Below are 23,804 nucleotides of genomic sequence, written 5' to 3' on the forward strand. Positions count from 1 at the left end.
CCGGCTCCACGGTGAGGGTTCAGCCCCCGACCTTGCAGCTCAACCGCGTACCGTAGAAGTCCAGCGTCGCCTCGCCCTGGTGTTCCCAGAACTCCACGCCCTCGCGCGTATAGCGAGCGCCACTTGCCGACGGCGCAGCAAACGTAATCGCCTGGTCGCGCGCCAACCGGACCACCGCAACCTGCGGGTCCAGTTCGTTGTGGAACACCACCGACAGCGGCTTGCTCGCGTCGTCACAGATGTATTGCACCGCCTTCGCGGCCGGCGCCGATGCCGAGGACAGGCGCAGCTCCACGATGCGGGTCTGGTAGGATTCGACCAGGCAACGGTTGGCATCGACCGCCTGCCAGCACGCATCACGCCCCTTGATCCAGCCGCGCTGCTCAGCAGCAATGTCCAGCTCGCCCGGACCGGTCTGCGCGGCTTTGTAAAGCGCGGCCAGTTCGCGATCCAGCGCCGACAGACGGGCGTCACCGCAGACCGCTTTCTCGGCATCGGACGCGGCCTTGGCGCAATCGAACGACGGGCCCTGCCCAGCGGCCGCAGCGCTAGGCGTTTCAGTAGTCGCCACCGGCTTCGGCGACTCATTGGTCGGCGCAGCGGGCGCCGGCGCCACCGGGTCGGTCGGCGCGGGCTTACAGGCCGCCAGCGCAAGCGCACCCAGGCCGATCAGGACGAAACGATTCATGGCAGCTCCACTGCGCGATCAGGACAGGCCCCAAGTGTGCACCCGTTGACCGGTACGCGGCGTATACGGCGCAAACGCAATTGCCAAACTCAACGAAGGATGTTTATGGGATGAACTGACTAGAAAATGATGAGCGGCAAGCGCTTTCGTGCCTCGTCAGCGATCGCCTCAGCCAGCGCTACGAACTGTGCATCGTCACCAGCCTCTGCATGACTTGCCTCCAAGAACCACCGGATATCGTCCTCGGTCTGTAAATGGGCCTTGGCATCCCACACGTGTAGAGCAACTTTGCCCGTTTCCTTCCGGCTCATCGTTCTAGGCTCTCTAACACGACGCCATCACTCCGCTTACTTTCCCGTTTGCCGTATTACAGCCGGAAGCGGAGCCCCACATCTACGTGCAATTCCGACATACGACCACGGCAGCGGGAGTGCGAACGCCAAGCGGTCCAACCCGTTGGCCTGCGCAGCGCACAAAAAAGGCGCCCATCGGGCGCCTAAGTCGTTGATGCAATTGGTGGGCCGTGATGGATTCGAACCATCGACCAAAAGATTAAAAGTCTTCTGCTCTACCGACTGAGCTAACGGCCCATTGCATGCCCCGACTTCGCGCCGGGGGTGCGCATTCTAACCCATCTTGCGCCGCAGGCGTACCCCGGCGCGTCGCGATCAGGCGTAGCGGGTCGGGTCCGGCACGCCGGCGTCGGCGAAGCCCTGGGCGCGCAGGCGGCAGGCGTCGCAGTGGCCGCAGGCCGCGCCGGTGGCGTCGGCGTTGTAGCAGGAGACGGTGAGGCCGAAGTCCACGCCCAGGCGCACGCCTTCACGCACGATGTCGGCCTTGCTCAGGAACTGCAGCGGGGCGTGCACCTGGATGCCCGCCCCTTCCACGCCGGCCTTGGTGGCCAGGTTGGCCAGGGTCTGGAAGGCGCTGATGAACTCGGGGCGGCAGTCCGGGTAACCGGAGTAGTCCACGGCGTTGACGCCGCAGAAGATGTCGTTGGCGCCCAGCACTTCGGCCCAGCCCAGCGCGACCGAAAGCATGATGGTGTTGCGTGCCGGCACGTAGGTGACCGGGATGCCCTCGCCGCCCGCTTCGGGCACGTCGATGTCGTCGGTCAGGGCTGAACCGCCGATGCTGCGCAGGTCGACGTTGACGGTCTTGTGCGCGGCCACGCCCAGCGCCTTGGCCACCGCGGCGGCGGCGTCCAGTTCGGAGGTGTGGCGCTGGCCGTAGCGGACGCTCAGGGCGTGCACGGCGAAGCCCTGCTCACGCGCCATGGCGACGACGGCGGCGGAATCCATGCCGCCGGACAGGAGGACAACTGCGTTCTTCATGAGGGTGTTTCCGGTGGGTTGCGGGAAAGCCAGCACGCTGTCCCGCGCCGGTACATCAGGGGCGTTCGAACGGGCTCAGCGGCCCGGCTCGTCGTCCCACAGAAGCTTGTGCAGTTGCATCTGGAAGCGCACCGGCAGCCGGTCTTCGACGATCCAGTCGGCCAGCTCGCGCGGCGTTACCTGGCCCTTGCTGGGCGAGAACAGCACCATGCAGCGCTCGTTCAAACGGTGCTCGCGCAGCATGGCGCGCGCCCATTCGTAGTCGTCGCGGCTGCACAGGACGAACTTGATCTGGTCGCGACGGGTCAGCAGCGGCAGGTTTTCCAGGCGGTTGCGCGCCATTTCGCCCGAACCGGGCGTCTTGAGGTCGACCACGCGCGAGACGCGCGGGTCCACGCCGCTCACATCCAGCGCGCCGGAGGTCTCCAGCGAGACGTCCATGCCGGCCTCACACAGCTTCTCCAGCAGCACCAGGCAGCGCTTCTGCGCCAGCGGCTCGCCACCCGTCACGCAGACGTGCTGCACGCCCTGGGCCAGCACCTCGGCCACGATCGCGTCGATGTCCCACCAGGTGCCGCCGTGGAAGGCGTAGGCGGTGTCGCAGTAGGTGCAGCGCAGCGGGCAGCCGGTCAGGCGCACGAACACGGTCGGCCAGCCGGCGGCGTCGGCTTCGCCCTGCAGCGAGGTGAAGATCTCGGTGATCTTCAGGCGCGGCAGCGGGGATTGCACGATCTCGCTGGGGGTGGCGATGGCGTCGGACGTGGCGGTGGTCATGGTGGAAATCAAAAAGTGCGGTTTCGGAAACGAGAGCAGCCACGCAGGGCGTGGCTCTACCGGGTGTGGCCGATTGCGTCGGGCCAACGGGGAATTATACCGGCCTGGGCCGGGGGGCGCCTCAGCGGATCTGCTGGCCGAGGCGGATGGCCTGCAGACGGTCCTGCGCGGTGCGCGCGGCGTCCGAGCCGGGATAGGTGTTGACGACCTGCTCCAGGGTGGCCTGGGCCTCGTCGATCTTGCCTTCGCCATACTGCGAAAGACCGACCTTCAGCAGGCCGCCAGAGGCCTTGTCGTGGGTCGGGTAGCGCGCCAGGAGGTCGCGGAACTGCGCCTCGGCGAGCGGGAAATTGCGGGTGGCGTAGTAGCTTTCACCCAGCCAGTACAGCGCATTGGGGGTGTAGACGCCGTTCGGGTACAGCTCCAGGAAGCTCAGGAACAGCTGCGCGGAGTCGTCGTACTTGCCGGCCTTGAGCGAATCGAAGGCGACATTGTAGGCAGTGCGCTCGTCGCCGCTGGCGGCCAGGCTGCCCGGGTCGCCGTGTACGGAAGGCGGCCGCTCGGTGGCGGCCGCTGCCGGTACGGCGGGCTTGGGTGCGGCAGCGGGTGCATTCGGGGCCGGTGCGGCCGGCAGAATCGGGGCGCTGCCCCCTTCAATACGGTTCAGACGCCCGTCCAGGTCCAGGTACTGGTCCTGCGAGGTCTGCTTCAACTGGGCGTTTTCGTGCTGGAGCTGCTCAACGGTGCTCTGCAGCTGCTGCATCTGCTGACGCAGCTGGGTGACCTGGTTCAACAGATCCTGGTTGGAACTGTTGTTGTAGGCCTGCTGTTCGAGCGCGCCAACGCGGTCGGCCAGGCTCTGCCGCTGGGCCTGCGCCGGTGCGGCAGCCACGAGGGCTGCCGCAACGACCAGCATCAAGGTTTTGATGCCAATGCGCATGGATTACTGCGCGGTGTAGACGATTTCGACGCGACGGTTCTGCGACCAGCAACCTTCGTTCGACTCGGTGCAGACCGGACGCTCTTCACCGTAGGAAACGACGGTGATCTGGCTGGCCGAACCACCGTTGGCCTGCAGGGCCGACGACACGGCATTGCCACGACGCTCGCCCAGGGCCTGGTTGTACGCGCGCGAACCGCGCTCGTCGGTGTGGCCCTGCAGGGTCATGCGGGCCGACGGACGGTCACGCAGGTACTTGGCGTGGCAGGCCATCTGGGCCTGGAACTCCGGCTTGATCGCTTCCTGGTCCAGGTCGAACAGCACAACGCGCTGGCGCAGGCAGGCGTCGGTGTCCAGGTCGCCCGGGCCGTACAGGCCGGAGGTCGACGGGCCGGTCGGCTGGGTGGTGCTGCCGGTGTCAACCGGAGCTTCCGGAGCTTCCTTGACCTTCTTGGAGCAACCGGCCAGGACGGCCACGGACAACAGGGAGACAAGCAAAACGCGGGAGGTCTTGTTCATGAAATACCTTTGAGGCTCCTAAAGCCGGATGTGGGATGAATACGTGCGGATCTTAACACTCTGTTAGCGCTTTGTACGGTATGGCGACCACGAAGGTTCGCGAACATCACCGTCAGCCAGCACCAGCCGTTGGCGCACGCGCCCATCAGCCGACACCGCATACAGCACGCCACGGCCGCCTTCGCGGGCCGCATACAGCACCATGCTTGCGTTGGGAGCGAAGGTCGGGGACTCGTCCAGCGAGCCCGGCGACAGCGTGCTCCAGCGCGGGGAGCCCAGGCTGCTGTCCATCATCGCGATCTTGTAGGTGTTGCCGCTGCCCTGCGCCACGACCAGCTTCCTGCCGTCGTAGGAGATGCTCGGGGTGGCGTTGTAGTTGCCCTGGAAGGTCACGCGCGAGGCGCTGCCACCGGTGGAGGGCACCTGGTAGATCTGCGGGCGGCCGCCACGGTCCGAGGTGAAGTACACGCTGGAACCGTCTGCGCTCCAGGTCGGCTCGGTGTCGATGGCGAAGTGGTTGGTGAGCTGGGTGAGCTGCTTGCTGCCCAGGTCCATCACGTAGATTTCCGGGTTGCCGCTGCGCGACAGCGACAGGGCCAGGCGACGACCGTCCGGGGAGAACGACGGGGCGCTGTTGATGCCACGGAAGCTGGTGACCAGTTCACGGGCGCCGGTGGAGATGTTCTGGATGTAGATCGCCGAATTGCCACGCTCGAAGCTGACATAGGCCAGGCGGTTGCCATCCGGGCTCCACGACGGCGACAGCAGCGGCTCGGCCGAGCGGACGATGGTCTGCGGGTTGTAGCCGTCCGAATCGGCCACCATCAGCGCATAGCGCATGGCATCGCCCTTGCCGCTGGCGGTGACGTAGGCGATGCGGGTCCAGAAGGCGCCGCGAACACCCGTGATCTTCTCGTAGATGGCATCGGCCATCTGGTGGGCGACATCGCGCATGGCGTTGCCACGGGCGGTCATGGCCAGGCCGAGCAGGCGCTCGCCCTTTGGCACGTCGTACAGCTCGTACTCGACCCGGTAGGCGCCGGCACCGGCGTCCATGACCCGGCCGACCACGATGTAGTTCTGCTTCAGCGCGCGCCAGGTGGCGAACTGGATCTCGCTGCCACGGGTCGGCTTTTCAACGATCTGGGCTTCGGGAAGGGTACGGAACTGGCCGGAACGCTCCAGGTCAGCGCGGACCACGGAGGCCACGTCGGTCTGCGGGGCGGCGGCCGAGCCCTGGTAGGGCATGGGCACCACGGTGATGGGCAGCGCGGAGGCGTTGCCGCCGATGATGTCGATATCCAGGCCCCTCTGCTGCGCAACGGCGGCAAAAGGCAGCAGCAACAAGACCGCGAACACGGCAAACCAGCGAGGCATCTTCTTCATGGGCGCTCTATTGGGGGGAAAACCAGAACGAGGGATATCAGCACGGCGGTGAACCGTTTCGCAATGATGAACCAACCGGGTGTGAAATCCGAGTGGTTGCCTGTTCGAACATCACGTGCCGTTAACGCTCTCGTGCCGTCACCTGACCTTTTGCACCCTCTTCCAAGTCCTCGGCGACGAAGGTGAAGGCAATCCTGTACTGGTACACGGACTCGTAACCTGAGTAGGGCAACGGGCTGGCGTTCCAGACGGCGCTCTTTACCGAGCCCTGCCCCGGCGCATCGTATGGACAGGCTGGATCGACGTCTACGGTAACGATGCGGCCGCCGGGAAGCTGGCGGATGTGCACCCTGCAGGGGCTCCCAAGCGGGACAGAGGCGGGGCGAATCCACTGATCGACGACCTTTTTCCTGATCGCGTTCGCGTACTCGGTGACGAGCGCCTGCATTTCCGCGGGAGACAACGCAGTACCGGCGGCAGGGATGGCTTGGGCAGCGGGAGCCACTGCCGTTGCAATGGGGCGCGGCTCTACCGCTTTCGCGGCTACGGCACCTGCCGCGAAAGCGGCTGCAATGACGACGAACGCGAAGGAGAGCCCACGATACGGCTGGTTCATGGTCCACGCAGGATCAGGGCGACGGCGAATCTTGCGTCATCAATCCTGGGCGGTAAAGGTAAAGTTGAGCTGGCGCGCGAACACGGTCTCGAAACCGCGGTACGGCAACGGCTGCGCATTGAGCACCGCCGCTTCGATGGAGCGGCGGCCGGCCTCGTCGAACGGGCAGTCCGGGCTGACCTTGGCCGAGCTCACGTTGCCGCCGGGCAGCTGCACGATTTCGATTTTGCAGCGCTGGCCGAACGGCACATTGTCCGGACGGGTCCAGGACGCCAGCACCTTCTGCTGGATCGCGGCCGCGTACTTGGCGCGCAGGTCGTCGCTGGTGCCGCCGCCACCGGCGGCCGGCTGCGCAGCGCCGGTCGCCCCGGCAGTGGACTGGCCAGTGGCCGCGCGCGCGGCGGCGAGCTGACGCAGCTTCTGCTCGGCCAGCTTGGCTTCCTTCTCGGCGGCCTCGCGGCGGCTGCGGATCTCGGCGATCTTCTTCTGGCGCTCGGCTTCAGCCTTGACGTCGTTGGCCTTCTGCTCCTGCTCGGCCAGCTTCTTCTTCTGTGCGGCCTCTTCCTGCTGCTTGGCCAGGCGAAGCTTCTGCTCGGCCTCTTCCACGCGCTTGCGCTCGGTCAGGTCGATCTGCTCCTGGCGGCGCTTGGCTTCCTGCTCCTGCTTGGCCTTCTCGGCCGAGATCGACATCGCGTTGACCGCGGCCTGGTCGACCGTGTCGGGCTGGGCGATGCGTTCCTGGGCGTTCTGCTGCTGCGGGGTCGGCGCATCCTGCGGGCGCGGTTCGGGCAGCGGCTGCGGCGGCGGCACGGTGTCTTCTTCCACCGGAATCGGCTCGGCCACCGGCTCGGGCAGATCCGGCAGCTTTTCCGAGGCGCGCAGCGCCTGGCGTGCAGCAGCAGCCTCCGAGGCGCTCAGCTGCAGGCTGGCTTCAATCGCCGGGTCGCCTGCTGCCGCTTCCGTGGAACGCTGCGGCGACCACAGCCACGCGGCGATGAACACCAGCGCCAGCAGCAGATGCACGAGGATCGCCAGCGCGATCGGCAGACCCCACTGTTCCTCGGGCTGGCGCTGCGGGGGCAGGACGTCAGTTTGCATCGGTCGCCAGACCCACCTTTTCCACGTTGGCGCGCTTGATCACGTCCATGGCGGCCACGACCTTTTCGTAGGCCACGGCCTTGTCGGCAGCGACGATCACGCGCAGGTTCTTGTCCTGCGCGGCGATCGCGCCGAGCTGCGCCTGCAGTTCGGCGGCTTCCAACGGCGCCGGTTCCTTGGCGTCGGGCAGCTTCAGGCTGAGCTGGCCGTCCAGGCGGACCGAGACGATCACCGGGTCCTGCTTGCTTTCCAGGGCCTTGGCCTGCGAGCTGGGCAGGTCCACTTCAAAGCTCAGGGTGAGCAGCGGCGCGGTGACCATGAAGATGATCAGCAGCACCAGCATGACGTCGATGTACGGCACGACGTTGATTTCGGATTTGAGCTTGCGGCGCTTGCGGCGGCCGATGGCAGCGGTCATGGCAGAGTCCTTGTGCTGGGCGCTTACTCGTCGCCTGCGGACTGGCGCTGCAGGATCGAGCTGAACTCTTCGGCGAAGGTTTCAAAGCGGACCGACAGGCGCTCGACGCGGGTGGTGAAGCGGTTGTAGGCCCACACCGCCGGGATCGCCACGAACAGGCCGATGGCGGTGGCGAACAGCGCTTCGGAAATACCCGGGGCGACCGAGGCGATACCGGCCTGCTCGCCACTGTTGATCATGTCGTGCATGGTCACCATGATGCCGAACACGGTGCCGACCAGGCCCACGTACGGCGCGGTGGAACCGATGTTGGCCAGCAGCTCCAGGCTGCGCTCCATCTGATCCACTTCGCGGGTGTAGGTGGTGCGCATGGCGCGCTGGGCACCTTCAAGCTGGGCGCGGCCGTCCAGGCGACGCTTGTCGCGCAGGCGGGTGAATTCGCGGAAGCCGGCTTCGAAGATCGCTTCCAGCCCGCCTACCTTGCGGTTGCGGTCGGTGGCGGCGCTGTACAGCTTGCCCAGGTCCGCACCGGACCAGAAGCGGCTTTCGAACTCGTCGGCCTCGCGGTTGGCGGCGTTGAACACGCGCGCCTTGCGGAAGATGATCACCCAGCTGATGAACGAACCGGCCAGCAGCAGCAGCACGATGATCTTCACCGGCAGGCTGGCCTTGATCATCAGGTCCAGGTAATTGATGCCACCGCCGTGCGCGGCCTGGGCGACGGTCTGCGACGCGGCGCTGGTGACTTCCTGCGGCAGCGCTTCGACCACCGTGGCCTGCAGGGCCAAAAGCATTGCGATCATCCGTTGTTCCTCAAAGTGCGGCTGTTTGAATGGCGTGGGTTTTCAGCGCGGCGTGGAGTGCATCGTCCATGCCGCGCGGTTTGAATGTGGAGGCGTCCAATGCCGCGATCTTCACCTGCGCGGTCAGCAGCGTTTCATCGCCGCGACACACCGCCTGTTCGAACACCATGCTGGCGCGCTTGCACTGCACCAGCGTGGCGGTCACCAACAGCGCGTCGTCCAGCCGCGCCGGCTTCAGGAACTCCAGGGTCATCGACCGGACCGCGAACACCAGGCCATGCTCGGTGCGGGTGCGTTCCTGGCCATACCCCAGCGCGCGCATCCATTCGGTGCGTGCCCGTTCCATGAAGGCCACGTAGCGGGCGTGGTAGACCACGCCGCCAGCGTCGGTATCTTCCCAATATATGCGTGTCGGCCAACTGAACCGCGCGTCAACCGGCATCGGGGACCTCCGCGAACAGGTCGGCCGGCGGGTTCTTCGGCTTCAGGCCCAGGTGGCGGTACGCCTTGTGGGTGGCCATGCGGCCGCGCGCGGTGCGCACCAGGAAGCCCTGCTGGATCAGGTAGGGTTCGACCACGTCTTCCAGCGTGCCGCGCTCCTCGGAGAGGGCCGCCGCCATCGATTCGACGCCGACCGGGCCGCCGTCGAAATAGTCGATCAGGGTGCGCAGCATGCGCCGGTCGAGGTCGTCGAAGCCTTCCGGGTCGACCTTCAGCATCTGCATGGCGGCCTGCGCCACGTCCTGGTCGATATGCCCGTTGGCCTTGACCTGGGCGTAGTCGCGCACGCGGCGCAGCAGCCGGTTGGCGATACGCGGGGTGCCCCGCGAACGGCGCGCGATTTCCGCCGCGCCCTCGGCGGTGCAGTCGATGCCGAGGATCGCCGCCGAGCGCCTGACGATCTTCGTCAGCTCCTCGGGGGTGTAGAACTCCAGCCGGTGCACGATGCCGAAGCGGTCGCGCAGCGGCGCGGTCAGCAGGCCGGCACGGGTGGTGGCGCCGATCAGGGTGAACGGCGGCAGGTCGATCTTGATCGAGCGCGCCGCAGGGCCCTCGCCGATCATGATGTCGATCTGGAAATCTTCCATCGCCGGGTACAGCACTTCTTCCACCACCGGCGACAGGCGGTGGATCTCGTCCACGAACAGCACGTCGTGCGGCTGCAGGTTGGTGAGCAGCGCGGCCAGGTCGCCGGCCTTTTCGATCACCGGCCCGGAGGTCACCCGCAGCGCCACGCCCAGCTCGTTGGCGATCACATGGCTCAGGGTGGTCTTGCCGAGGCCCGGAGGCCCGAAGATCAGCACATGGTCGAGCGCATCGCCGCGGGCCTTGGCCGCTTCGATGTAGATCGACAGCTGCTCGCGCACGGGCGCCTGGCCAAGGTAGTCGGCCATGCGCTTGGGGCGGATGCTGGCGTCGGTGGTGTCATCCTCGCGGGTGGCACCGGCGCCAATGATGCGGTCGTCGGTCATTTCCCGATTATGAGGCAAAAAGACGCGAATTCGGCGTAGTGCCGGCCGCCGGCCGGCTCCCCGTCAAATTTCGACCTGCGCGCCCAATTCCACGAGGCGGTTCCCCGGAATCCGGAAGAACCCGGTCGCCGGCGCGGCGTTCCGGTGCATCAGCGCGAACAGCTTGTCGCGCCAGATCGGCATGCCGCGGTTGGCGGTGGCCACGATGGTCTCGCGGCTGGCGAAGAAGGTGGTGTCCATCGGGTCGAAGTAGATCCCGCCCCGGTCGCACGAGCGCATCAGCGCCAGCGGCACGTCCGGGGTCTCCATGAAGCCGAAACGCACGAACACGCGGTAGAACTCATCGCCCACCGACTCGATCTTCAGCCGCTGGCCTTCCATCGCGTACGGAATGGGCAGGGTCTCCACGTGCAGGAACACGTTGCGCTCGTGCAGCACCTTGTTGTGCTTGAGGTTGTGCATCAGCGCATGCGGGGCCACCGAGGGGTCGGCGGTGAGGAACACCGCCGTGCCCGGCACGCGCACCGGCGGCGCCAGCATCAGCCCCGGCAGGAAGGTATCCAGGCGGATGCCGTCCTTGCGGATCTCATCGCGCAGCAGCTCGCGGCCACGCCGCCAGGTGCGCATCATGGTGAACAACACGATGCCCAGCACCACCGGGAACCAGGCGCCCTGCAGCAGCTTGGCGCCGTTGGCGATCACGAAGCCCAGGTCGATGATGAAGAACACCACGCACAGCGGAATGATCCAGTAGCGCGAGGTCGGCCACAGCGCGCGCGCGACCAGGGCCAGCAGCAGGGTGTCGATCAGCATGGTCGCCGACACCGAGATGCCGTAGGCCACCGCCAGGTTGGACGAGCTGCGGAAGGCCAGCACCAGGCCGATGACCATCACCGCGATACCCCAGTTGATGCCCGGGATGTAGATCTGGCCGATGGTGTCGTGCGAGGTATGGGTGATCCGCATGCGCGGGATGTAACCCAGCTGCATGGCCTGGCGCGAGACCGAGAACGCGCCGGTGATCACCGACTGCGAGGCGATCACCGCGGCCATGGTGGCCAGCACGATCATCGGGTACAGCGCCCACTCCGGCACCGCTTCGAAGAACGGGTTCTTCACCGCTTCGGGGTTGTTGAGCACCAGCGCGCCCTGCCCCAGGTAGTTCAGCACCAGGCAGGGCAGCACGAAGAAGTACCACGCGTGGCGGATCGGCTTGGCGCCGAAGTGGCCCATGTCGGCATACAGCGCCTCGCCACCGGTCACCGCCAGCACCACCGCACCCAGGATGAACACGCCGTGCCAGCCATGCTCCATGAAGAAGCGCACCGCCCAGATCGGGTTGAACGCCTTCAGCACTTCGGGCGAGTCCACGATGTTCCAGATGCCGATCGCGGCCAGCGAAATGAACCAGACCGAGGTGATCGGGCCGAACAGCTTGCCGATCCGCTCGGTGCCGAAGCGCTGCACCGCGAACACCGCCAGCAGCACCACCACGGTAATCGGCACGATGAACGCATGCAGCCCGGGCGCGGCCACTTCCAGGCCCTCCACCGCGCCGAGCACGGAGATGGCCGGGGTGATCACCCCATCGCCGAAGAACAGCGAGGCGCCGAAGATGCCCAGGATGCCGACCACATAGGCAGAGCGGGAGCCGTTGGCCATGGTGCGCTGGGTCAGCGCCATCAGCGCCATGATGCCGCCCTCGCCGTCGTTGTCGGCGCGCATGATGATGGTGACGTACTTCAGGGTCACCACCAGCATCAGCGCCCAGAACGCGAGCGAGAGCACGCCCAGCACCGTGTCATGGTTGCCGACCAGCCCGTAGTGCTCGGAGAAGGCTTCCTTCAGGGTGTACAGCGGGCTGGTGCCGATGTCGCCGAACACCACGCCGATCGCACCGACCATCAGGGCCAGGCCGCCGGCGGCCGGCGCATGGCCATGCCCGGCGTGGCCGTTATCGTGCTGGGTGGAAGAGCTGGACATGGGACTCCGGGCGGATGTCGGTCGTTGGGAAGGTCAGGCGCGCGCGCTCAGCGCAGCGCGGCCTGCAGGGCCTTGCGGATCACGGTGGCGACATCGTCGCCCTCGCTGTTGGCATCGCGCGCCATGCGCGCCGCTTCGGCCGGCTTGTAGCCCAGCTGCTGCAGCGCCACGGTAGCTTCGGAAACCGGGTCGGCGCCGATCGCACCGGCAATTGGTGCGCCGCCCCCGCTGAAGTTGGCCGCGCGGTCGCGCAGCTCCAGCACCATGCGCTCGGCGGTCTTCTTGCCGATACCGGGAATGCGGGTCAGCGCGGTGATGTCGCCGGCCTGCACCATGCGTGCGAACTCGTCCACGCTCACCCCCGACAGCACCGCCAGCGCGATCTTCGCGCCGATCCCGCTGACCTTCTGCACGTCGCGGAACAGGCGGCGCTCGCCCTCGCGCAGGAATCCGTACAGCGACACGCTGTCTTCCTTCTGCGCGTAGTGGGTGAACAGGATCACCTCGCGGCCCAGGTCCGGCAGGTCGTAGAAGGTGCTCATCGGCGCCTCCAGCTCGTAGCCGACCCCGTTGACGTCGATCAGCAGCCACGGCGGCGCCTTGTACGCCAGGATCCCACGCAGACGACCAATCATGCAGATGTCCTCATTTCCGGCTCCAGGCCTGGCGGGCATTGACCCCAAGACGCTGCGCCGTCGCCCGTACATGGGCATGGGTGATGGCCACGGCCAACGCGTCGGCGGCGTCGGCCTGCAGCTTGGCTTTCAGGTTGAGCATAAGCCCGACCATGTGTTGGACCTGTTGCTTTTCCGCCCCGCCGCGCCCGACCACCGCCAGCTTGATCTCGCTGGCCGCGTACTCGTGCACCGGCAGGTCGCGCATGACCACCGCCGAGATCGCCGCGCCGCGCGCCTGGCCCAGCTTCAGCGCCGAGTCCGGGTTGCGCGCCATGAACACCTTCTCGATGGCCACTTCGTGCGGGCGGTATTCCTCCACCAGCGCGTTGAGCCCCAGCACCAGCAGCTTCATCCGCTGCGGGAAGTCGTCCGCGCCCAGCAGCACCAGCGGCAGGTGGTGCACGTGCACCACTTTGCCGGACGGGTCGACGTCAATGATGCCGACCCCGGTCCGCTGCGAACCGGGGTCGATGCCGAGGATGCGGATCATGCCGGGCTACGCCGTCAGGCGTAGGCGTCCGCGCCGAGGTCGGCGTTGGAGAACACGTCCTGCACGTCGTCCAGGTCTTCCAGCATGTCCAGCATCTTCTTGACCTGCAGGGCGGTGTCGCCCTCGACCTTGATGTCGTTGTCCGCGCGGAAGGTGAGTTCGGCGTGGTCCGGCTTCAGGCCGGCCGCTTCCATGGCTTCCTTGACCGCGTGGTACATGTCGGCCGCGGTCAGCACGTCGATGGCGCCGTCCTCGGGGTAGACCACCACGTCATCGGCGCCGGCCTCGATGGCCGCCTCGGTCACCGCGTCTTCGTTGGCGCCGCCGGCAAAGTGCAGCACGCCCACGCGCTTGAACATGAACGACACCGAGCCTTCCGTGCCCATGTTGCCGCCGCACTTGCTGAACGCGTGGCGGACATCGGCCACGGTACGCACGCGGTTGTCGGTCAGGCAGTCGACGATCACGGCCACGCCACCGGGGGCATAGCCCTCGTAGCGGATCTCTTCGTACTCCACCCCTTCCAGCTCGCCGGTGGCCTTCTTGATGGCCCGTTCGATCACGTCCTTGGACATGTTCGAGGCCAGGCCCTTGTCCATGGCCACGCGCAGGCGCGGGTTGTTGTTGGGGTCGCCTCCACCGCCGCGCGCGGCAACGCCGATCTCGCGGATGATCTTGGTGAAAATCTTGCCGCGCTTCGCGTCAGACGCGTTTTTGCGGTTTTCGATGGAAGGGCCTCTACCCATGGGTGTTTCCGTGCTTGCGTGGGAACAGGGCGCGGATTCTACCTGATCGGCCGCTCAGGCGGCGTGGGCGGTTCGGTCCGGGCGGAAGCAGCCGTCGCGCAGGAAGGCGGCGGTCTGGCGGGCAGCGTCGGGCGAGAACACCAGGCCGCTGTGGCTGGCGGCGACCACGCAGTGGTCGGCCAGGCCCGGCAGGCGGGTTTCGTCCAGCGCCACGGTGCCGTCGGAGGCCTCGCCGATGGCGCCCAGCAGGCTGCCCAGGCCGTGCGGCACCGAGCCGGCGATCAGCCCGACCTGCGCCCTGCCCTGCCAGTCCGGCAGGCCGTCCAGCAGCAGGTCCGAACTGCGACCCAGCGCCGCCGACCAGCCATGTTCGGCCAGGGTACGGGCGGTGCCGCTGCCGCGCAGCGGCGAGCCCAGGCAGACCACCCGCGAGACCGGCAGGTCGGGCTGGCGGCGGAGTGCCTCCAGCGCGACCAGGCCGCCCAGGCTGTGCCCGACCAGGGCCACCGGACCGCTGTCCTTGAGTCGCTGCAGGAGCTGCGGCACGGCCACGTCGGGGCCACCGAACACGCTGGCATAGCCGAAGGTGTCCACGCTGAAGCCACGCGCGCGCAGGCGCCAGGCCAACGGGCCGACCCAGGCGCGGGCATTCCAGATGCCATGCAGCAGTAAAACGGGGGGATTCATGGGGGCAGCGTAGCCGGTGCGAACCGTTCCAGCAGTAGGAGACGGCCCAATTAGACAGATGGACTGACGAACGGCGGGTGAAGCCGCGGCGAGGCGTTCAGGAAGCCTGCGGATTGCGGCGCAGGATGAACTCGAGATCCCTCACCTGCCCGACCGGGAACTCGTAGGTACCCACTTTTTCGAAGCCGTAGCGGGCGTAGAAACGCTGCGCGCCGAAATTCTCGGACCACACGCCCAGCCACAGGGTGCGCGGGCCGTCGCGTTCCAGCCAGGCCAGCGCGGTTTCCAGCAGGCGGCTGCCCCAGCCGCTGCTCTGTTCGTCCTTGATCAGGTACAGGCGCTTGAGCTCGCCATCGCCGGCCTGCACCTGCTCATGCGGCAGGCCGCAGGGGCCGGCGGCGGCATGGCCCACGGCCACGCCGTCGCGTTCCAGCAGCCACACCGCGTAATCGGGGTGCGACAGGATCACCTGCTGGCGGTCGACCGCGTAGGCCTCGGCGAGGAAATCCTGCAGGTCCTGCGGCGGGTACAGGTGGCCGAAAGTTTCCACGAAGGTGCGGGTGGCCAGCACCGACAAGGTCGGTGCGTCTTCGGGGCCGGCGCGGCGGATGGTGTACATGGACGGGTGCGGGACAGGCCTCAGGCCTGCGTCCCCTTGGCGGCGTCTTCTTCTTCGCCGTCTTCGTCCTCTTCCTCGTACTCCTCGTCCTCTTCCTCGTCGTCCTCGCCTTCTTCGTACTCTTCGTCTTCCTCGTCGCCTTCTTCTTCGTCGTCTTCGTAATCCTCGACGCCGAAGTCCTCACCGTCCCAGCGGCCTTCGCCATCGGCGACGAAGGTCAGCGCCATCGCGGCGGGGTTGGTACCCACGCGCACCAGCCAGCCGCCGAACACGCGGGCGCGCTCGGTCACCAGGTTGGCATCGCTGCCCTCATTGCCCAGCTTTTCCCATTCCACTACGAACGCAACGTCGGACATTTCTGGATCTCCTGATGGATAAAGGCAGCCGGGCAGAGCCCGGCTCTACGCGTGGGAGCATGTTCCGCGAAGGCGGACCATGAGGTTATTTCTTCGGGCGGACCTGGATGTGCACTTCGGCCAGCTGCTCGTCCGGGATCGGCGAAGGGGCGCCGGTCATCAGGCACTGCGCGCCGGTGGTCTTCGGGAACGGAATGACGTCGCGGATAGATTCGGTACCGGCCATCAGCGCGGCGATACGGTCGATGCCGAAGGCGATGCCACCGTGCGGCGGTGCGCCGAAACGCAGCGCGTCGAGCAGGAAGCCGAACTTGGCTTCGGCCTCTTCGGCGCCGATGCCGAGCAGTTCGAACACCGCGCTCTGCATGTCCGAACGGTGGATACGGATCGAACCGCCGCCGATCTCGTTGCCGTTCAGCACCATGTCATAGCCGCGCGACACGGCCGTCTTCGCGTTGGCGCGCAGGTCGGCGATGTCGTCCACCGCAGGAGCGGTGAAGGGGTGATGCAGGGCGACGTAGCGCTGGGCTTCGTCGTCGTACTCGAACATCGGGAAGTCGGTCACCCACAGCGGCGCCCAACCGTCGGCGACCAGGCCGAAGTCCTTGCCGGCCTTCAGGCGCAGCGCGCCCATGAAGTCGGACACCTTGTTGTAGCCACCGGCGCCGAAGAACACGATGTCGCCGTTGCCGGCACCGACGTGCGCGACCAGCGCGGCGAAGGCGTCTTCGCTGAAGAACTTGGCGATCGGCGAGCTGACCTCGCCGTTCTCGGCGATCTTGATATAGGCCAGGCCCTTGGCGCCGTACTTGGCGGCGTGCGCGGCATATTCATCGATCTGCTTGCGCGAGAGGCTGGCACCGCCAGGAATGCGCAGCGCGGCCACGCGACCGTCCGGGTCGGCGGCGGCGCTGGCGAACACCGGGAACTCGCTGGCCTTGACCAGCTCGGCCACGTCCACCAGCTCCAACGCGATGCGCAGGTCCGGCTTGTCCGAGCCATAGCGACGCATCGCCTCGGCCCAGGTCATGCGCGGGAAGCTGGCGGCCAGCTCCACGTCCACCACTTCCTTGAAGATGGCGCGGATCATGCCTTCCACGAAGTCCTGCACGTCGCGCTCGCGCACGAAGGCGAATTCCATGTCCAGCTGGGTGAATTCCAGCTGGCGGTCGGCGCGCAGGGCTTCGTCGCGGAAGCAGCGCGCGATCTGGTAGTAGCGGTCGAAGCCGGCCACCATCAGGATCTGCTTGAACAGCTGCGGGCTCTGCGGCAGTGCGTAGAACTCGCCCGGGTGCATGCGCGCCGGCACCAGGAAGTCGCGCGCGCCTTCCGGGGTGGCCTTGGTCAGGATCGGGGTTTCGATGTCCTGGAAGCCGGTGGCGTCCAGGTGGCGGCGCAGCGCCTGCACCAGCTTGATGCGGGTGCGCTGCATGCGCTGCATTTCCGGGCGGCGCAGGTCCAGGTAACGGTACTTCAGGCGGGTTTCCTCGCCCGGGTTCTCGTGCGCGTGGAACGGCAGCGGCTCGGCCTTGTTCAGCACGGTGATGCGGGTGGCCACGATCTCGACCTGGCCGGTCTTGATCTTGTCGTTTACCGCATGACGCTTGCGCACCACGCCTTCCACCTGCAGAACGTCCTCGTAGCCCAGGCTGGCGGCCACGGCGAACACTTCACCGTTCTCCGGCTCCACGGTCACCTGCACGATGCCTTCATGATCGCGCAGATCGATGAAGCACACGCCGCCCAGGTTGCGGGCAACGTCGGTCCAGCCGGCGAGGGTGACAGTCTGGCCAATCAGGGTCTCGTCGACCAGGCCGCAGAAGTGGGTACGCATGGGGGTAAAGCTCCGCAGGAGATTGCCGGCGCCAGGCGGCACCGGTCAGCCCGTTATTCTGCGGCCGGCGACCCGTTGGGGCAAATCCGGATGGTCACATGGGCTTGATCTGGCCGGGCAGATAGTGCCCGGACCACCATGCGCAAGGGGATTTGCCATGAACCGTCTCGCTATTGCCTGCCTCACGGCCGTGCTGGCGTGCAGCGCCCCGACCCTGCACGCCCAGGTCAACGCCCGGGCCTACGCCCCGGAAAACCTCCGCACCCTGTCCATCAACGACCAGCAGCGGGTCATTTCCCAGGAATATGCGGAGCAGTCGGGGGGACGCCGCATCCCGGACGACCAGATGCGCTTCTACCTGGACCAGGTAAATCGGTCGTCCTGGGGCTTTTCACGCATCAAACAGGACATTGCCACCTCGCTCAGCGGGTCCGGTGGGGGCTGGAACCCGGGGGGCGGTGGCTGGAACCCCGGCGGCGGCAACAACGGGGTGGTCCGCTGCGAGAGCAACGACAACCGCCAGCGGGTGTGCGCCACCAGCTGGCGCAGCGCGCGCCTGTCCCGGCAGATCTCCAGCACCCAGTGCGTGCAGAACCGGAACTGGGGCTCGCGCAACGGCCAGGTCTGGGTCAGCGGGGGCTGCCGGGCCGATTTCGTCGACGGCCGTGGGGGCGGCTGGAATCCGGGCGGTCCGGGCAGCAGCTACACCGTGACCTGCAGCAGCACCGGCAACCGCACCCAGACCTGCGCCTGGGACATGAGCCGGGGCCGACCGGTGCTGATCCAGCAGCTGTCGGGCAGCCCGTGCCGGGAAAACAACACCTGGGGCTTCCGCGGCAACCAGATCTGGGTCAGCAACGGGTGCCGGGCACGGTTTGGCGCGAGGCGGTGAATCTGGTCGGCGGTTCAGCCACGCAGGGCGTAGCTCTACCGGCGCCACGGAAGCGGTAGAGCCACGCCCTGCGTGGCTGCACCGTGTCAGGGTTTTACGTCCGCGCCCCAGGGCGCGGGCGGCAGCGCGACCGGGTGGGCCAGGTCGAACACCACCTGGAACTTCCGGCCGCCCGGACGGGTGAGCTCGTAGACGAAGCGCTCGTCCGGTTCGACTTCCATCGCCCAGGTATTGGTCACCGAGGCCTCCATGCCCGCCTTGCGGAACATCGCCACCGACTCGGCATCGACCGGGAACGACTGGCGCTGCGCGGTGCCCGGCGGCGCACTGTCGCCACCGTACATCGTCACCGCGTCGGGGCTGCCATCGGCATGCCGGTGGTCGTGCTTCAGGCGCAGGCCGGTGTCGGTGCGGCTGAGCACCCAGGTGCGCGAATGATCGTCGCCGACATGGAAGGGAATGCGCAGCTCGTGCGCGGCGTCATCGCAGCCGCGCACGTGCATCACCAGGCGTTTGCCGTCGAACGGATCGGGCGTGGCGCTGCGCGGCTCGTTCACCACCACGCGGCCTTCGTAGGCTTTCCCGCAGTGCGCGGCAACGGCCGCAAGAAACGCGTCGGCGGGCGCCATCGCAACGTCATGGGCGACCTGGTCGCGCTGGCTGTTGCAGCCGGCAAGCAACACTGCGGCGGCAAGAGGAAGATATCGATGCACAGTCATGCAGCCACCCTAGCCCGCACTCGCGCGCAGCGCAAATTCAGCGGCACTTTTCTGCAACAAAGGGTTGATTACGACTGTGTTAGGGTAATAAACGTGACCTGTTCGCCTTCCCCACGAAGGTTGCGCGCATGTTGCGGCTGACCGCCCTGCTCGCAGGCGTCGCGCTGCTGTTGACCGGCAGCGGGCTGCTTGGCACCTTGCTGGCGGTAAGCGGTGGTGAGGCCGGCTTCGGTGCCGGTACGTTGGGCCTGGTGATGTCCGGTTATTTCGCGGGCTTCTTCATGGGCACCTTCTTCGCGCCGTCGCTGATCCGCCGTATCGGCCATATCCGTGCGTTCGCCTTCTTCGCTGCCCTCGCCGCCATTGCGGTGCTGCTGCATCCGCTGTGGCTCAACGCCTGGCTGTGGGGGCTGCTGCGCATCATCACCGGCATCGCGCTGGTCGGCCTCTACACCGTGATTGAAAGCTGGCTCAACGCCGAGCCGGACCCGCGCCAACGCAGCCGCGCGTTCTCGCTGTACATGGTGGTCAACCTCTCGGCACTGGCGCTTGGCCAGATCCTGCTGATGGTCAGCAACGCCCCGGCGATCGCGATGTTCATGCTGATCGCCATGCTGATCTGCGCGGCCGTGCTGCCGATCACCGCCACCCGCCTGATCCCGCCGGAAGTGCCGTCGGTGCCGCGCCTGAAACTGTCCACGCTGTATGGCATGGCGCCGGTCGCCACCGTGGCCGCCGGCCTGTCCGGGCTGGCGATGGGCGCGTTCTGGGGCCTGTTGCCGGTGTATGCCGGCGAGGTCGGGCTGGACAGCGATGGCGTGGCGCGATTCATGCTCACCGCCATTGCCGGCGGTGCGCTGCTGCAGTGGCCGCTGGGCCATATCAGCGACGGCCACGACCGCCGCACCGGGCTGGTCGCGCTGTGCCTGGCTGCCGGCGGCATCGCGGTGGTCGCGGCGATGCCGATGGTGCAGGTACAGACCTGGCTGTTGTTCGGCCTGTTCTTCTTCTACGGCGGCCTGGCGTTTTCGCTGTATCCGTTCGCGGTGGCGCACATGCTCGATTACCTGCCGCGCGAGCACCTGCTGTCCGGCTGTTCCAGCCTGCTGCTGGTGCATGGCGTGGGCGCGGCGATCGGCCCGGCGCTGGCCGGCGCGGCCATGCAGCAGTTCGGCCCGGCCGCCCTGCCCCTGTACTTCGCCGTGGTGCTCGGTGCGCTGGCCCTGTTCACCACCGCGCGCCTGCTCAGCTTCAGCCGCCTGCGCACGCATCCGGTGCTGTTCCGGCTGATGCTGCGCACCACCCCGGCGGCGCTGGAGCTGATGCCCGAAACCGACGTCGCGCCGCCGCCGGACACCCCTCCCAACCCTCCCGATAAGGAAGTGCATTGACTGTATCGACACCCGCCACGCCCACCTCACCCCGCAACACGTCGGCCCTGCCGGCACCGCAACTGATCCTCGCCACCGACTTGGATGGCACCTTTCTCGCCGGCGACCCCGCCGCGCGCCACCGCCTGTACCGGCTGGTCGACCAGCACCCCGGCATCCGCCTGATCTTCATCACCGGCCGCGGCCTGGAAGCGGTGATGCCCCTGCTCTCCGATCCCGCCATTCCGCGCCCCGACTACGTGGTCTGCGATGTGGGCGCCACCGTGGTCGACGGCCACACCCTGCAGCCGCTGCAGCCCCTGCAATCGATGATCGACGCGCACTGGCCCGGTGAACACGTGGTCGCTGCGGCAATGCGCCCGTTCACCGCGCTGCAGCGCCAGGACGTGCCGCAGGAGCGCCGCTGCTCGTATTTCTGCGATCCGCAGACGCTGGCGCCGCTGCGCGCGCAGATCCAGGCCGCCGCCGAGGCGCTGGGCTGCGACGTGCTGTACTCGGCCGACCGCTACCTGGACATCCTGCCGCCGGACACCGACAAGGGCCGCACCCTGGCCGCGCTGGCGCGCCTGCTGGAACTGCCGCGTGACCGCATCCTGGTCGCCGGCGACACCCTCAACGATCTGTCGATGTACCGCGCCGGTTTCCGTGGCGTGTGCGTGGGCGAGTCCGAGCCCGCACTGACCGAGGCCACCGCCACGCTGGAACACACCTTCCATGCGCAGGCGCCCGGTTGCGGCGGCATTCTCGAAGCGATCGAACACTTCGGCCTGCTCGCTGCCGATGACGCCTGGCTGCAGCCGCCGGCGCAGGCGCGCGCCGAGGGCGCCGAGCTGGTGATGGTGTACCACCGCCTGCCGTTCGACGAAGTCATGGAAGACGGCGTGCTGGTGCAACGCCCGCCGCGTTCGCCGAACGGCATCATTCCTTCGCTGCTGAGCTTCTTCGAAGGCGGCCAGAAGGGCTCCTGGGTGGCGTGGGGGATCGACGATCCCAAGCGCGGGCCGTTCCAGACGCATCTGCCGGTGGACGCCGGGCGCTACCCGACCCTGACCGCCGCGCGCGTGCCGCTGAGCAAGCAGGAAGTGGACATCTTCTACAAACGCTTCTCCAAGGAAGCGTTCTGGCCGATGCTGCACGCGTTCTGGGAACGCGCGCGGTTCCGCGAGGACGACTGGCAGGTGTACCTGCAGGTGAACCGCAAGTTCGCCGAAGCGGTCGCCGCCGAAGCCGCGCATGGCGCCACGGTGTGGATCCACGACTACAACCTGTGGATGGTGCCGGGCACGCTGCGCGAACTGCGCCCGGACCTGAAGATCGCCTTCTTCCACCACACCTACTTCCCGTCGGCCGACGTATTCAACGTGGTGCCGTGGCGGCGCGAGATCATCGGCAGCCTGCTCAGCTGCGACTACATCGGGTTCCATATTCCGCGCCAGGTGGAAAACTTCGTTGACGTGGTGCGGGGTGCGATGCCGGCCGAACGGCTGGCCTGGGAAAGCTGCGCGCCGCGCTTCCTGACCTACGGCTGCGCGGTTGGGCTGGACACCATGACCACGCGACTGCGCGTGGGCGACCGCGACGTGGCGCTGGGTGCGCACCCGGTCGGCACCGACCTGCGCCGCATCCATGCGGTGCTGGCGCGCGGCGATGTGCGCAACGACATCTTCAAGCTGCGCCGCGAGATCGGCGCGCGCAAGCTGGTGCTGTCGGTGGAACGGCTGGACTACACCAAGGGCACGCTGGCCAAGCTGGAGGCGTTCGAGCGCCTGCTCGAGCAGCATCCGGAGCGGCAAGGCAAGGTTACCCTGCTGATGGTGTGCGTACCGGCGGCGCGCGAAATGACCGTGTACCGCACGCTGCAGAACCAGATCGAACAGGCGGTGGGCCGGATCAACGGGCGCTTCTCGCGGCTGGACTGGACCCCGGTGCGCTTCTTCGCGCAGGCGCTGCCGTTCGAAGAGGTGGTGGCGCATTACGCGGCGGCGCAGGTGATGTGGATCACGCCGCTGCGCGATGGGTTGAACCTGGTGGCCAAGGAGTTCGTGGCCACGCAGGGGATCGAGGGCAGCAACGGGGTGCTGGTGTTGAGCGAATTCGCCGGGGCCGCGGCCGAGTTGAAGGGCGCGGTGTTGACCAATCCGCATGACCCGGCCGATCTCACCGCCGGGTTGCTGCAGGCCTTGACGATGCCCGATGAGGAGGCCGCGGGGCGCATGCGGCAGCTGTTTGGCAGCGTGGAGTATTACGACGTGGACCGGTGGGGACGGGAGTTTCTGCAGGCCGTGGGGGAGGCGGGCTGAATCAACCGCGCATCAACCGCTCCGCAATCACCGCCACCTGCCGCAACACGTCATTGCGCCCGGCATCATCGACGCTGGCACCCTGCAGGTAACTGGTCAGCACCCACGGTGCACCACCCGCCAGCGGCCACAGGATCGCGATGTCGTTGGTGGTGTCCTCGCCGTTGCTGCCGGTCTTGTCGCCCACCCGCCAGGCGGGCGACAGGCCGGCACGCAGGCGCGCGTCGCCGGTTTCGTTGTCAATGAGCCAGTCGGCCAGCTGCAGCCGGGCCGGCTTGCTGAGCGTGTCGCCCAGCACGAAACGCTGCAGGCTGGCCGCCATCGCGGCCGGGCTGGTGGTGTCGCGCGGGTCGCCCGGCGCGAAATCGTTCATTTCCGGCTCCAGCCGGTCGTTGCGGGTCACCGTATCGCCGTGGGCGCGCAGGAACGCAGTCACCCCCGCCGGGCCGCCAACCACGCCGAGCAGCAGGTTCGCGGCCGGGTTGTCGCTGGTGACCATGGTGGCGCGGCACAGGTCGCGCACGGTGAGGTCCTTGCCGACATGGCGTTTGGTCACCGGCGCGTGCGAGAGCATTTCCTGCTGGCGCGCCGGCAGGCGTCGGTCGAGCGACAGCGTGCCCTTGTCGGCCAGGTGCAGCACGGTGGCCGAGAGCACGAACTTGAAGGTGCTGCACATCGGGAAGCGCTCGTCCTGGCGGTGGCCGACCCGGGCGCCAGTGGCGGTGTTTAGCAGGGTCACGCCGAGGCGCCCGCCGCTGGCCTTTTCCAGCGCCGCGAAGTCGCTGGCCTGGGGCTTGGCACCGGCCAGTACGGTGGAGGGGGCCTTGGCCAGCACAGTGGCGGCGAAGGCGGACGCGGCGGCGGCACCGGTCATCTGCAGGAAGTGGCGACGGGCAAGCATGGGCGGTTCCTTGGTGGGCAGGGCTGCAGTATCGGCATGCGGGCGGGCGCGGCACCAGCGCGGAATTTGAAGGAGAGGCATAACCAAGGCTAATACCTCGGCCACCCCAACCATTTACCGACGTCATCGGATCGGCTCGGCTACCATCAGCCATCAACATT

26 protein-coding genes and 1 tRNA gene are annotated in these 23,804 nt (G+C 67.3%); 3 read left to right on the forward strand and 24 right to left on the reverse strand.

What is annotated here, in order from left to right:
• Positions 1–19 precede the first annotated feature (19 nt).
• The 22 genes from HGB51_RS06375 to aspS form a co-directional block, all read right to left on the reverse strand.
• Positions 20–688, reverse strand: coding sequence for an MliC family protein (locus tag HGB51_RS06375; RefSeq protein WP_070206979.1), 669 nt, complete (start codon positions 686–688; stop codon positions 20–22).
• A 119-nt stretch (positions 689–807) separates the two neighbouring features.
• Positions 808–999 (reverse strand): hypothetical protein, encoded by a 192-nt coding sequence (locus tag HGB51_RS06380; RefSeq protein ID WP_070206980.1) that lies wholly within the window; start codon positions 997–999, stop codon positions 808–810.
• A 203-nt stretch (positions 1,000–1,202) separates the two neighbouring features.
• Positions 1,203–1,278: transfer RNA gene (locus HGB51_RS06385), tRNA-Lys, on the reverse strand.
• A 78-nt stretch (positions 1,279–1,356) separates the two neighbouring features.
• The gene (gene queC / locus HGB51_RS06390) at positions 1,357–2,022 is read right to left on the reverse strand and encodes a 7-cyano-7-deazaguanine synthase QueC (protein WP_070206981.1); all 666 of its coding nucleotides are present in this window, start codon (positions 2,020–2,022) and stop codon (positions 1,357–1,359) included.
• A 75-nt stretch (positions 2,023–2,097) separates the two neighbouring features.
• Positions 2,098–2,796, reverse strand: coding sequence for a 7-carboxy-7-deazaguanine synthase QueE (gene queE, locus HGB51_RS06395; RefSeq protein ID WP_070206982.1), 699 nt, complete (start codon positions 2,794–2,796; stop codon positions 2,098–2,100).
• A gap of 121 nt (positions 2,797–2,917) precedes the next feature.
• A complete protein-coding gene (gene ybgF, locus HGB51_RS06400; RefSeq protein ID WP_425505372.1) occupies positions 2,918–3,730 on the reverse strand; it encodes a tol-pal system protein YbgF in 813 nt (270 codons plus the stop codon).
• 9 nt (positions 3,731–3,739) lie between these two features.
• Positions 3,740–4,255, reverse strand: coding sequence for a peptidoglycan-associated lipoprotein Pal (gene pal, locus HGB51_RS06405; protein ID WP_070206984.1), 516 nt, complete (start codon positions 4,253–4,255; stop codon positions 3,740–3,742).
• Positions 4,256–4,318: 63 nt separating this feature from the next.
• Positions 4,319–5,641 (reverse strand): Tol-Pal system beta propeller repeat protein TolB, encoded by a 1,323-nt coding sequence (gene tolB / locus HGB51_RS06410; protein ID WP_070206985.1) that lies wholly within the window; start codon positions 5,639–5,641, stop codon positions 4,319–4,321.
• Positions 5,642–5,762: 121 nt separating this feature from the next.
• Positions 5,763–6,257 carry a cell envelope integrity TolA family protein gene (locus tag HGB51_RS06415; protein WP_070206986.1) on the reverse strand — a complete coding sequence of 165 codons (495 nt, stop codon included), beginning with the start codon at positions 6,255–6,257 and terminating at the stop codon, positions 5,763–5,765.
• 39 nt (positions 6,258–6,296) lie between these two features.
• Complete coding sequence (gene tolA / locus HGB51_RS06420) at positions 6,297–7,355, reverse strand: cell envelope integrity protein TolA (RefSeq protein ID WP_070206987.1); 1,059 nt, start codon at positions 7,353–7,355, stop codon at positions 6,297–6,299.
• Positions 7,345–7,773 (reverse strand): protein TolR, encoded by a 429-nt coding sequence (tolR, locus tag HGB51_RS06425; RefSeq protein ID WP_070206988.1) that lies wholly within the window; start codon positions 7,771–7,773, stop codon positions 7,345–7,347. The genes tolA and tolR overlap by 11 nt, the downstream gene beginning before the upstream one ends.
• 23 nt (positions 7,774–7,796) lie before the next feature.
• Positions 7,797–8,576 carry a protein TolQ gene (gene tolQ, locus HGB51_RS06430; RefSeq protein WP_070206989.1) on the reverse strand — a complete coding sequence of 260 codons (780 nt, stop codon included), beginning with the start codon at positions 8,574–8,576 and terminating at the stop codon, positions 7,797–7,799.
• A 10-nt stretch (positions 8,577–8,586) separates the two neighbouring features.
• Entirely contained in the window at positions 8,587–9,018 is a 432-nt protein-coding gene (gene ybgC, locus HGB51_RS06435; protein WP_070206990.1) for a tol-pal system-associated acyl-CoA thioesterase, read from the reverse strand.
• Positions 9,008–10,048: a Holliday junction branch migration DNA helicase RuvB gene (gene ruvB, locus HGB51_RS06440; protein ID WP_070206991.1), complete on the reverse strand. Its 1,041-nt coding sequence runs from the start codon at positions 10,046–10,048 to the stop codon at positions 9,008–9,010. Before ruvB ends, ybgC begins: the two co-directional genes overlap by 11 nt.
• A 63-nt stretch (positions 10,049–10,111) precedes the next feature.
• Positions 10,112–12,031, reverse strand: a complete 1,920-nt coding sequence (locus tag HGB51_RS06445; RefSeq protein ID WP_070206992.1) for a potassium transporter Kup — start codon at positions 12,029–12,031, stop codon at positions 10,112–10,114.
• Positions 12,032–12,078: 47 nt separating this feature from the next.
• On the reverse strand, positions 12,079–12,666 hold the full coding sequence (gene ruvA / locus HGB51_RS06450; RefSeq protein ID WP_070206993.1) for a Holliday junction branch migration protein RuvA: 588 nt from the start codon (positions 12,664–12,666) through the stop codon (positions 12,079–12,081).
• 10 nt (positions 12,667–12,676) lie between these two features.
• Positions 12,677–13,198 carry a crossover junction endodeoxyribonuclease RuvC gene (ruvC, locus tag HGB51_RS06455; protein ID WP_070206994.1) on the reverse strand — a complete coding sequence of 174 codons (522 nt, stop codon included), beginning with the start codon at positions 13,196–13,198 and terminating at the stop codon, positions 12,677–12,679.
• A 14-nt stretch (positions 13,199–13,212) separates the two neighbouring features.
• On the reverse strand, positions 13,213–13,944 hold the full coding sequence (locus tag HGB51_RS06460; protein ID WP_070206995.1) for a YebC/PmpR family DNA-binding transcriptional regulator: 732 nt from the start codon (positions 13,942–13,944) through the stop codon (positions 13,213–13,215).
• Positions 13,945–13,998: 54 nt separating this feature from the next.
• Positions 13,999–14,631, reverse strand: a complete 633-nt coding sequence (locus HGB51_RS06465) for an esterase/lipase family protein (protein ID WP_070206996.1) — start codon at positions 14,629–14,631, stop codon at positions 13,999–14,001.
• 97 nt (positions 14,632–14,728) lie between these two features.
• Positions 14,729–15,250: a GNAT family N-acetyltransferase gene (locus HGB51_RS06470; protein WP_070206997.1), complete on the reverse strand. Its 522-nt coding sequence runs from the start codon at positions 15,248–15,250 to the stop codon at positions 14,729–14,731.
• A 20-nt stretch (positions 15,251–15,270) separates the two neighbouring features.
• Complete coding sequence (locus tag HGB51_RS06475; protein WP_070206998.1) at positions 15,271–15,606, reverse strand: DNA primase; 336 nt, start codon at positions 15,604–15,606, stop codon at positions 15,271–15,273.
• Positions 15,607–15,691: 85 nt separating this feature from the next.
• On the reverse strand, positions 15,692–17,440 hold the full coding sequence (gene aspS, locus HGB51_RS06480; RefSeq protein ID WP_070206999.1) for an aspartate--tRNA ligase: 1,749 nt from the start codon (positions 17,438–17,440) through the stop codon (positions 15,692–15,694).
• A 157-nt stretch (positions 17,441–17,597) separates the two neighbouring features.
• Here aspS and HGB51_RS06485 point away from each other — a divergent pair, with 157 nt between their 5' ends.
• A complete protein-coding gene (locus HGB51_RS06485) occupies positions 17,598–18,332 on the forward strand; it encodes a DUF3011 domain-containing protein (protein ID WP_070207000.1) in 735 nt (244 codons plus the stop codon).
• Between the two features lie 86 nt (positions 18,333–18,418).
• Here HGB51_RS06485 and HGB51_RS06490 read toward each other — a convergent pair whose 3' ends face one another.
• Positions 18,419–19,051, reverse strand: a complete 633-nt coding sequence (locus HGB51_RS06490; protein ID WP_070207001.1) for a hypothetical protein — start codon at positions 19,049–19,051, stop codon at positions 18,419–18,421.
• 128 nt (positions 19,052–19,179) lie between these two features.
• Here HGB51_RS06490 and HGB51_RS06495 point away from each other — a divergent pair, with 128 nt between their 5' ends.
• Both HGB51_RS06495 and ggpS read left to right on the forward strand, forming a co-directional pair.
• Positions 19,180–20,442 (forward strand): MFS transporter, encoded by a 1,263-nt coding sequence (locus HGB51_RS06495; RefSeq protein ID WP_070207002.1) that lies wholly within the window; start codon positions 19,180–19,182, stop codon positions 20,440–20,442.
• A 62-nt stretch (positions 20,443–20,504) separates the two neighbouring features.
• A complete protein-coding gene (gene ggpS / locus HGB51_RS06500; RefSeq protein ID WP_070207010.1) occupies positions 20,505–22,742 on the forward strand; it encodes a glucosylglycerol-phosphate synthase in 2,238 nt (745 codons plus the stop codon).
• A 1-nt stretch (position 22,743) separates the two neighbouring features.
• On the opposite strand, the gene bla is transcribed toward ggpS, so the two are convergent.
• The gene (gene bla, locus HGB51_RS06505) at positions 22,744–23,643 is read right to left on the reverse strand and encodes a class A beta-lactamase (protein WP_070207003.1); all 900 of its coding nucleotides are present in this window, start codon (positions 23,641–23,643) and stop codon (positions 22,744–22,746) included.
• Positions 23,644–23,804 lie beyond the last annotated feature (161 nt).

This window comes from Stenotrophomonas bentonitica (assembly GCF_013185915.1).
GTDB lineage: Bacteria > Pseudomonadota > Gammaproteobacteria > Xanthomonadales > Xanthomonadaceae > Stenotrophomonas > Stenotrophomonas bentonitica.

Excerpts from the sequence above, each read along its gene's own strand:
- HGB51_RS06375 (WP_070206979.1), bottom strand. The coding sequence starts at position 688 with ATGAATCGTTTCGTCCTGATCGGCCTGGGTGCGCTTGCGCTGGCGGCC.
- HGB51_RS06380 (WP_070206980.1), bottom strand. The coding sequence starts at position 999 with ATGAGCCGGAAGGAAACGGGCAAAGTTGCTCTACACGTGTGGGATGCC.
- queC (WP_070206981.1), bottom strand. The coding sequence starts at position 2,022 with ATGAAGAACGCAGTTGTCCTCCTGTCCGGCGGCATGGATTCCGCCGCC.
- queE (WP_070206982.1), bottom strand. The coding sequence starts at position 2,796 with ATGACCACCGCCACGTCCGACGCCATCGCCACCCCCAGCGAGATCGTG.
- pal (WP_070206984.1), bottom strand. The coding sequence starts at position 4,255 with ATGAACAAGACCTCCCGCGTTTTGCTTGTCTCCCTGTTGTCCGTGGCC.
- tolB (WP_070206985.1), bottom strand. The coding sequence starts at position 5,641 with ATGAAGAAGATGCCTCGCTGGTTTGCCGTGTTCGCGGTCTTGTTGCTG.
- HGB51_RS06415 (WP_070206986.1), bottom strand. The coding sequence starts at position 6,257 with ATGAACCAGCCGTATCGTGGGCTCTCCTTCGCGTTCGTCGTCATTGCA.
- tolA (WP_070206987.1), bottom strand. The coding sequence starts at position 7,355 with ATGCAAACTGACGTCCTGCCCCCGCAGCGCCAGCCCGAGGAACAGTGG.
- tolR (WP_070206988.1), bottom strand. The coding sequence starts at position 7,773 with ATGACCGCTGCCATCGGCCGCCGCAAGCGCCGCAAGCTCAAATCCGAA.
- tolQ (WP_070206989.1), bottom strand. The coding sequence starts at position 8,576 with ATGATCGCAATGCTTTTGGCCCTGCAGGCCACGGTGGTCGAAGCGCTG.
- ybgC (WP_070206990.1), bottom strand. The coding sequence starts at position 9,018 with ATGCCGGTTGACGCGCGGTTCAGTTGGCCGACACGCATATATTGGGAA.
- ruvB (WP_070206991.1), bottom strand. The coding sequence starts at position 10,048 with ATGACCGACGACCGCATCATTGGCGCCGGTGCCACCCGCGAGGATGAC.
- HGB51_RS06445 (WP_070206992.1), bottom strand. The coding sequence starts at position 12,031 with ATGTCCAGCTCTTCCACCCAGCACGATAACGGCCACGCCGGGCATGGC.
- ruvA (WP_070206993.1), bottom strand. The coding sequence starts at position 12,666 with ATGATTGGTCGTCTGCGTGGGATCCTGGCGTACAAGGCGCCGCCGTGG.
- ruvC (WP_070206994.1), bottom strand. The coding sequence starts at position 13,198 with ATGATCCGCATCCTCGGCATCGACCCCGGTTCGCAGCGGACCGGGGTC.
- HGB51_RS06460 (WP_070206995.1), bottom strand. The coding sequence starts at position 13,944 with ATGGGTAGAGGCCCTTCCATCGAAAACCGCAAAAACGCGTCTGACGCG.
- HGB51_RS06465 (WP_070206996.1), bottom strand. The coding sequence starts at position 14,631 with ATGAATCCCCCCGTTTTACTGCTGCATGGCATCTGGAATGCCCGCGCC.
- HGB51_RS06470 (WP_070206997.1), bottom strand. The coding sequence starts at position 15,250 with ATGTACACCATCCGCCGCGCCGGCCCCGAAGACGCACCGACCTTGTCG.
- HGB51_RS06475 (WP_070206998.1), bottom strand. The coding sequence starts at position 15,606 with ATGTCCGACGTTGCGTTCGTAGTGGAATGGGAAAAGCTGGGCAATGAG.
- aspS (WP_070206999.1), bottom strand. The coding sequence starts at position 17,440 with ATGCGTACCCACTTCTGCGGCCTGGTCGACGAGACCCTGATTGGCCAG.
- HGB51_RS06485 (WP_070207000.1), top strand. The coding sequence starts at position 17,598 with ATGAACCGTCTCGCTATTGCCTGCCTCACGGCCGTGCTGGCGTGCAGC.
- HGB51_RS06490 (WP_070207001.1), bottom strand. The coding sequence starts at position 19,051 with ATGACTGTGCATCGATATCTTCCTCTTGCCGCCGCAGTGTTGCTTGCC.
- HGB51_RS06495 (WP_070207002.1), top strand. The coding sequence starts at position 19,180 with ATGTTGCGGCTGACCGCCCTGCTCGCAGGCGTCGCGCTGCTGTTGACC.
- bla (WP_070207003.1), bottom strand. The coding sequence starts at position 23,643 with ATGCTTGCCCGTCGCCACTTCCTGCAGATGACCGGTGCCGCCGCCGCG.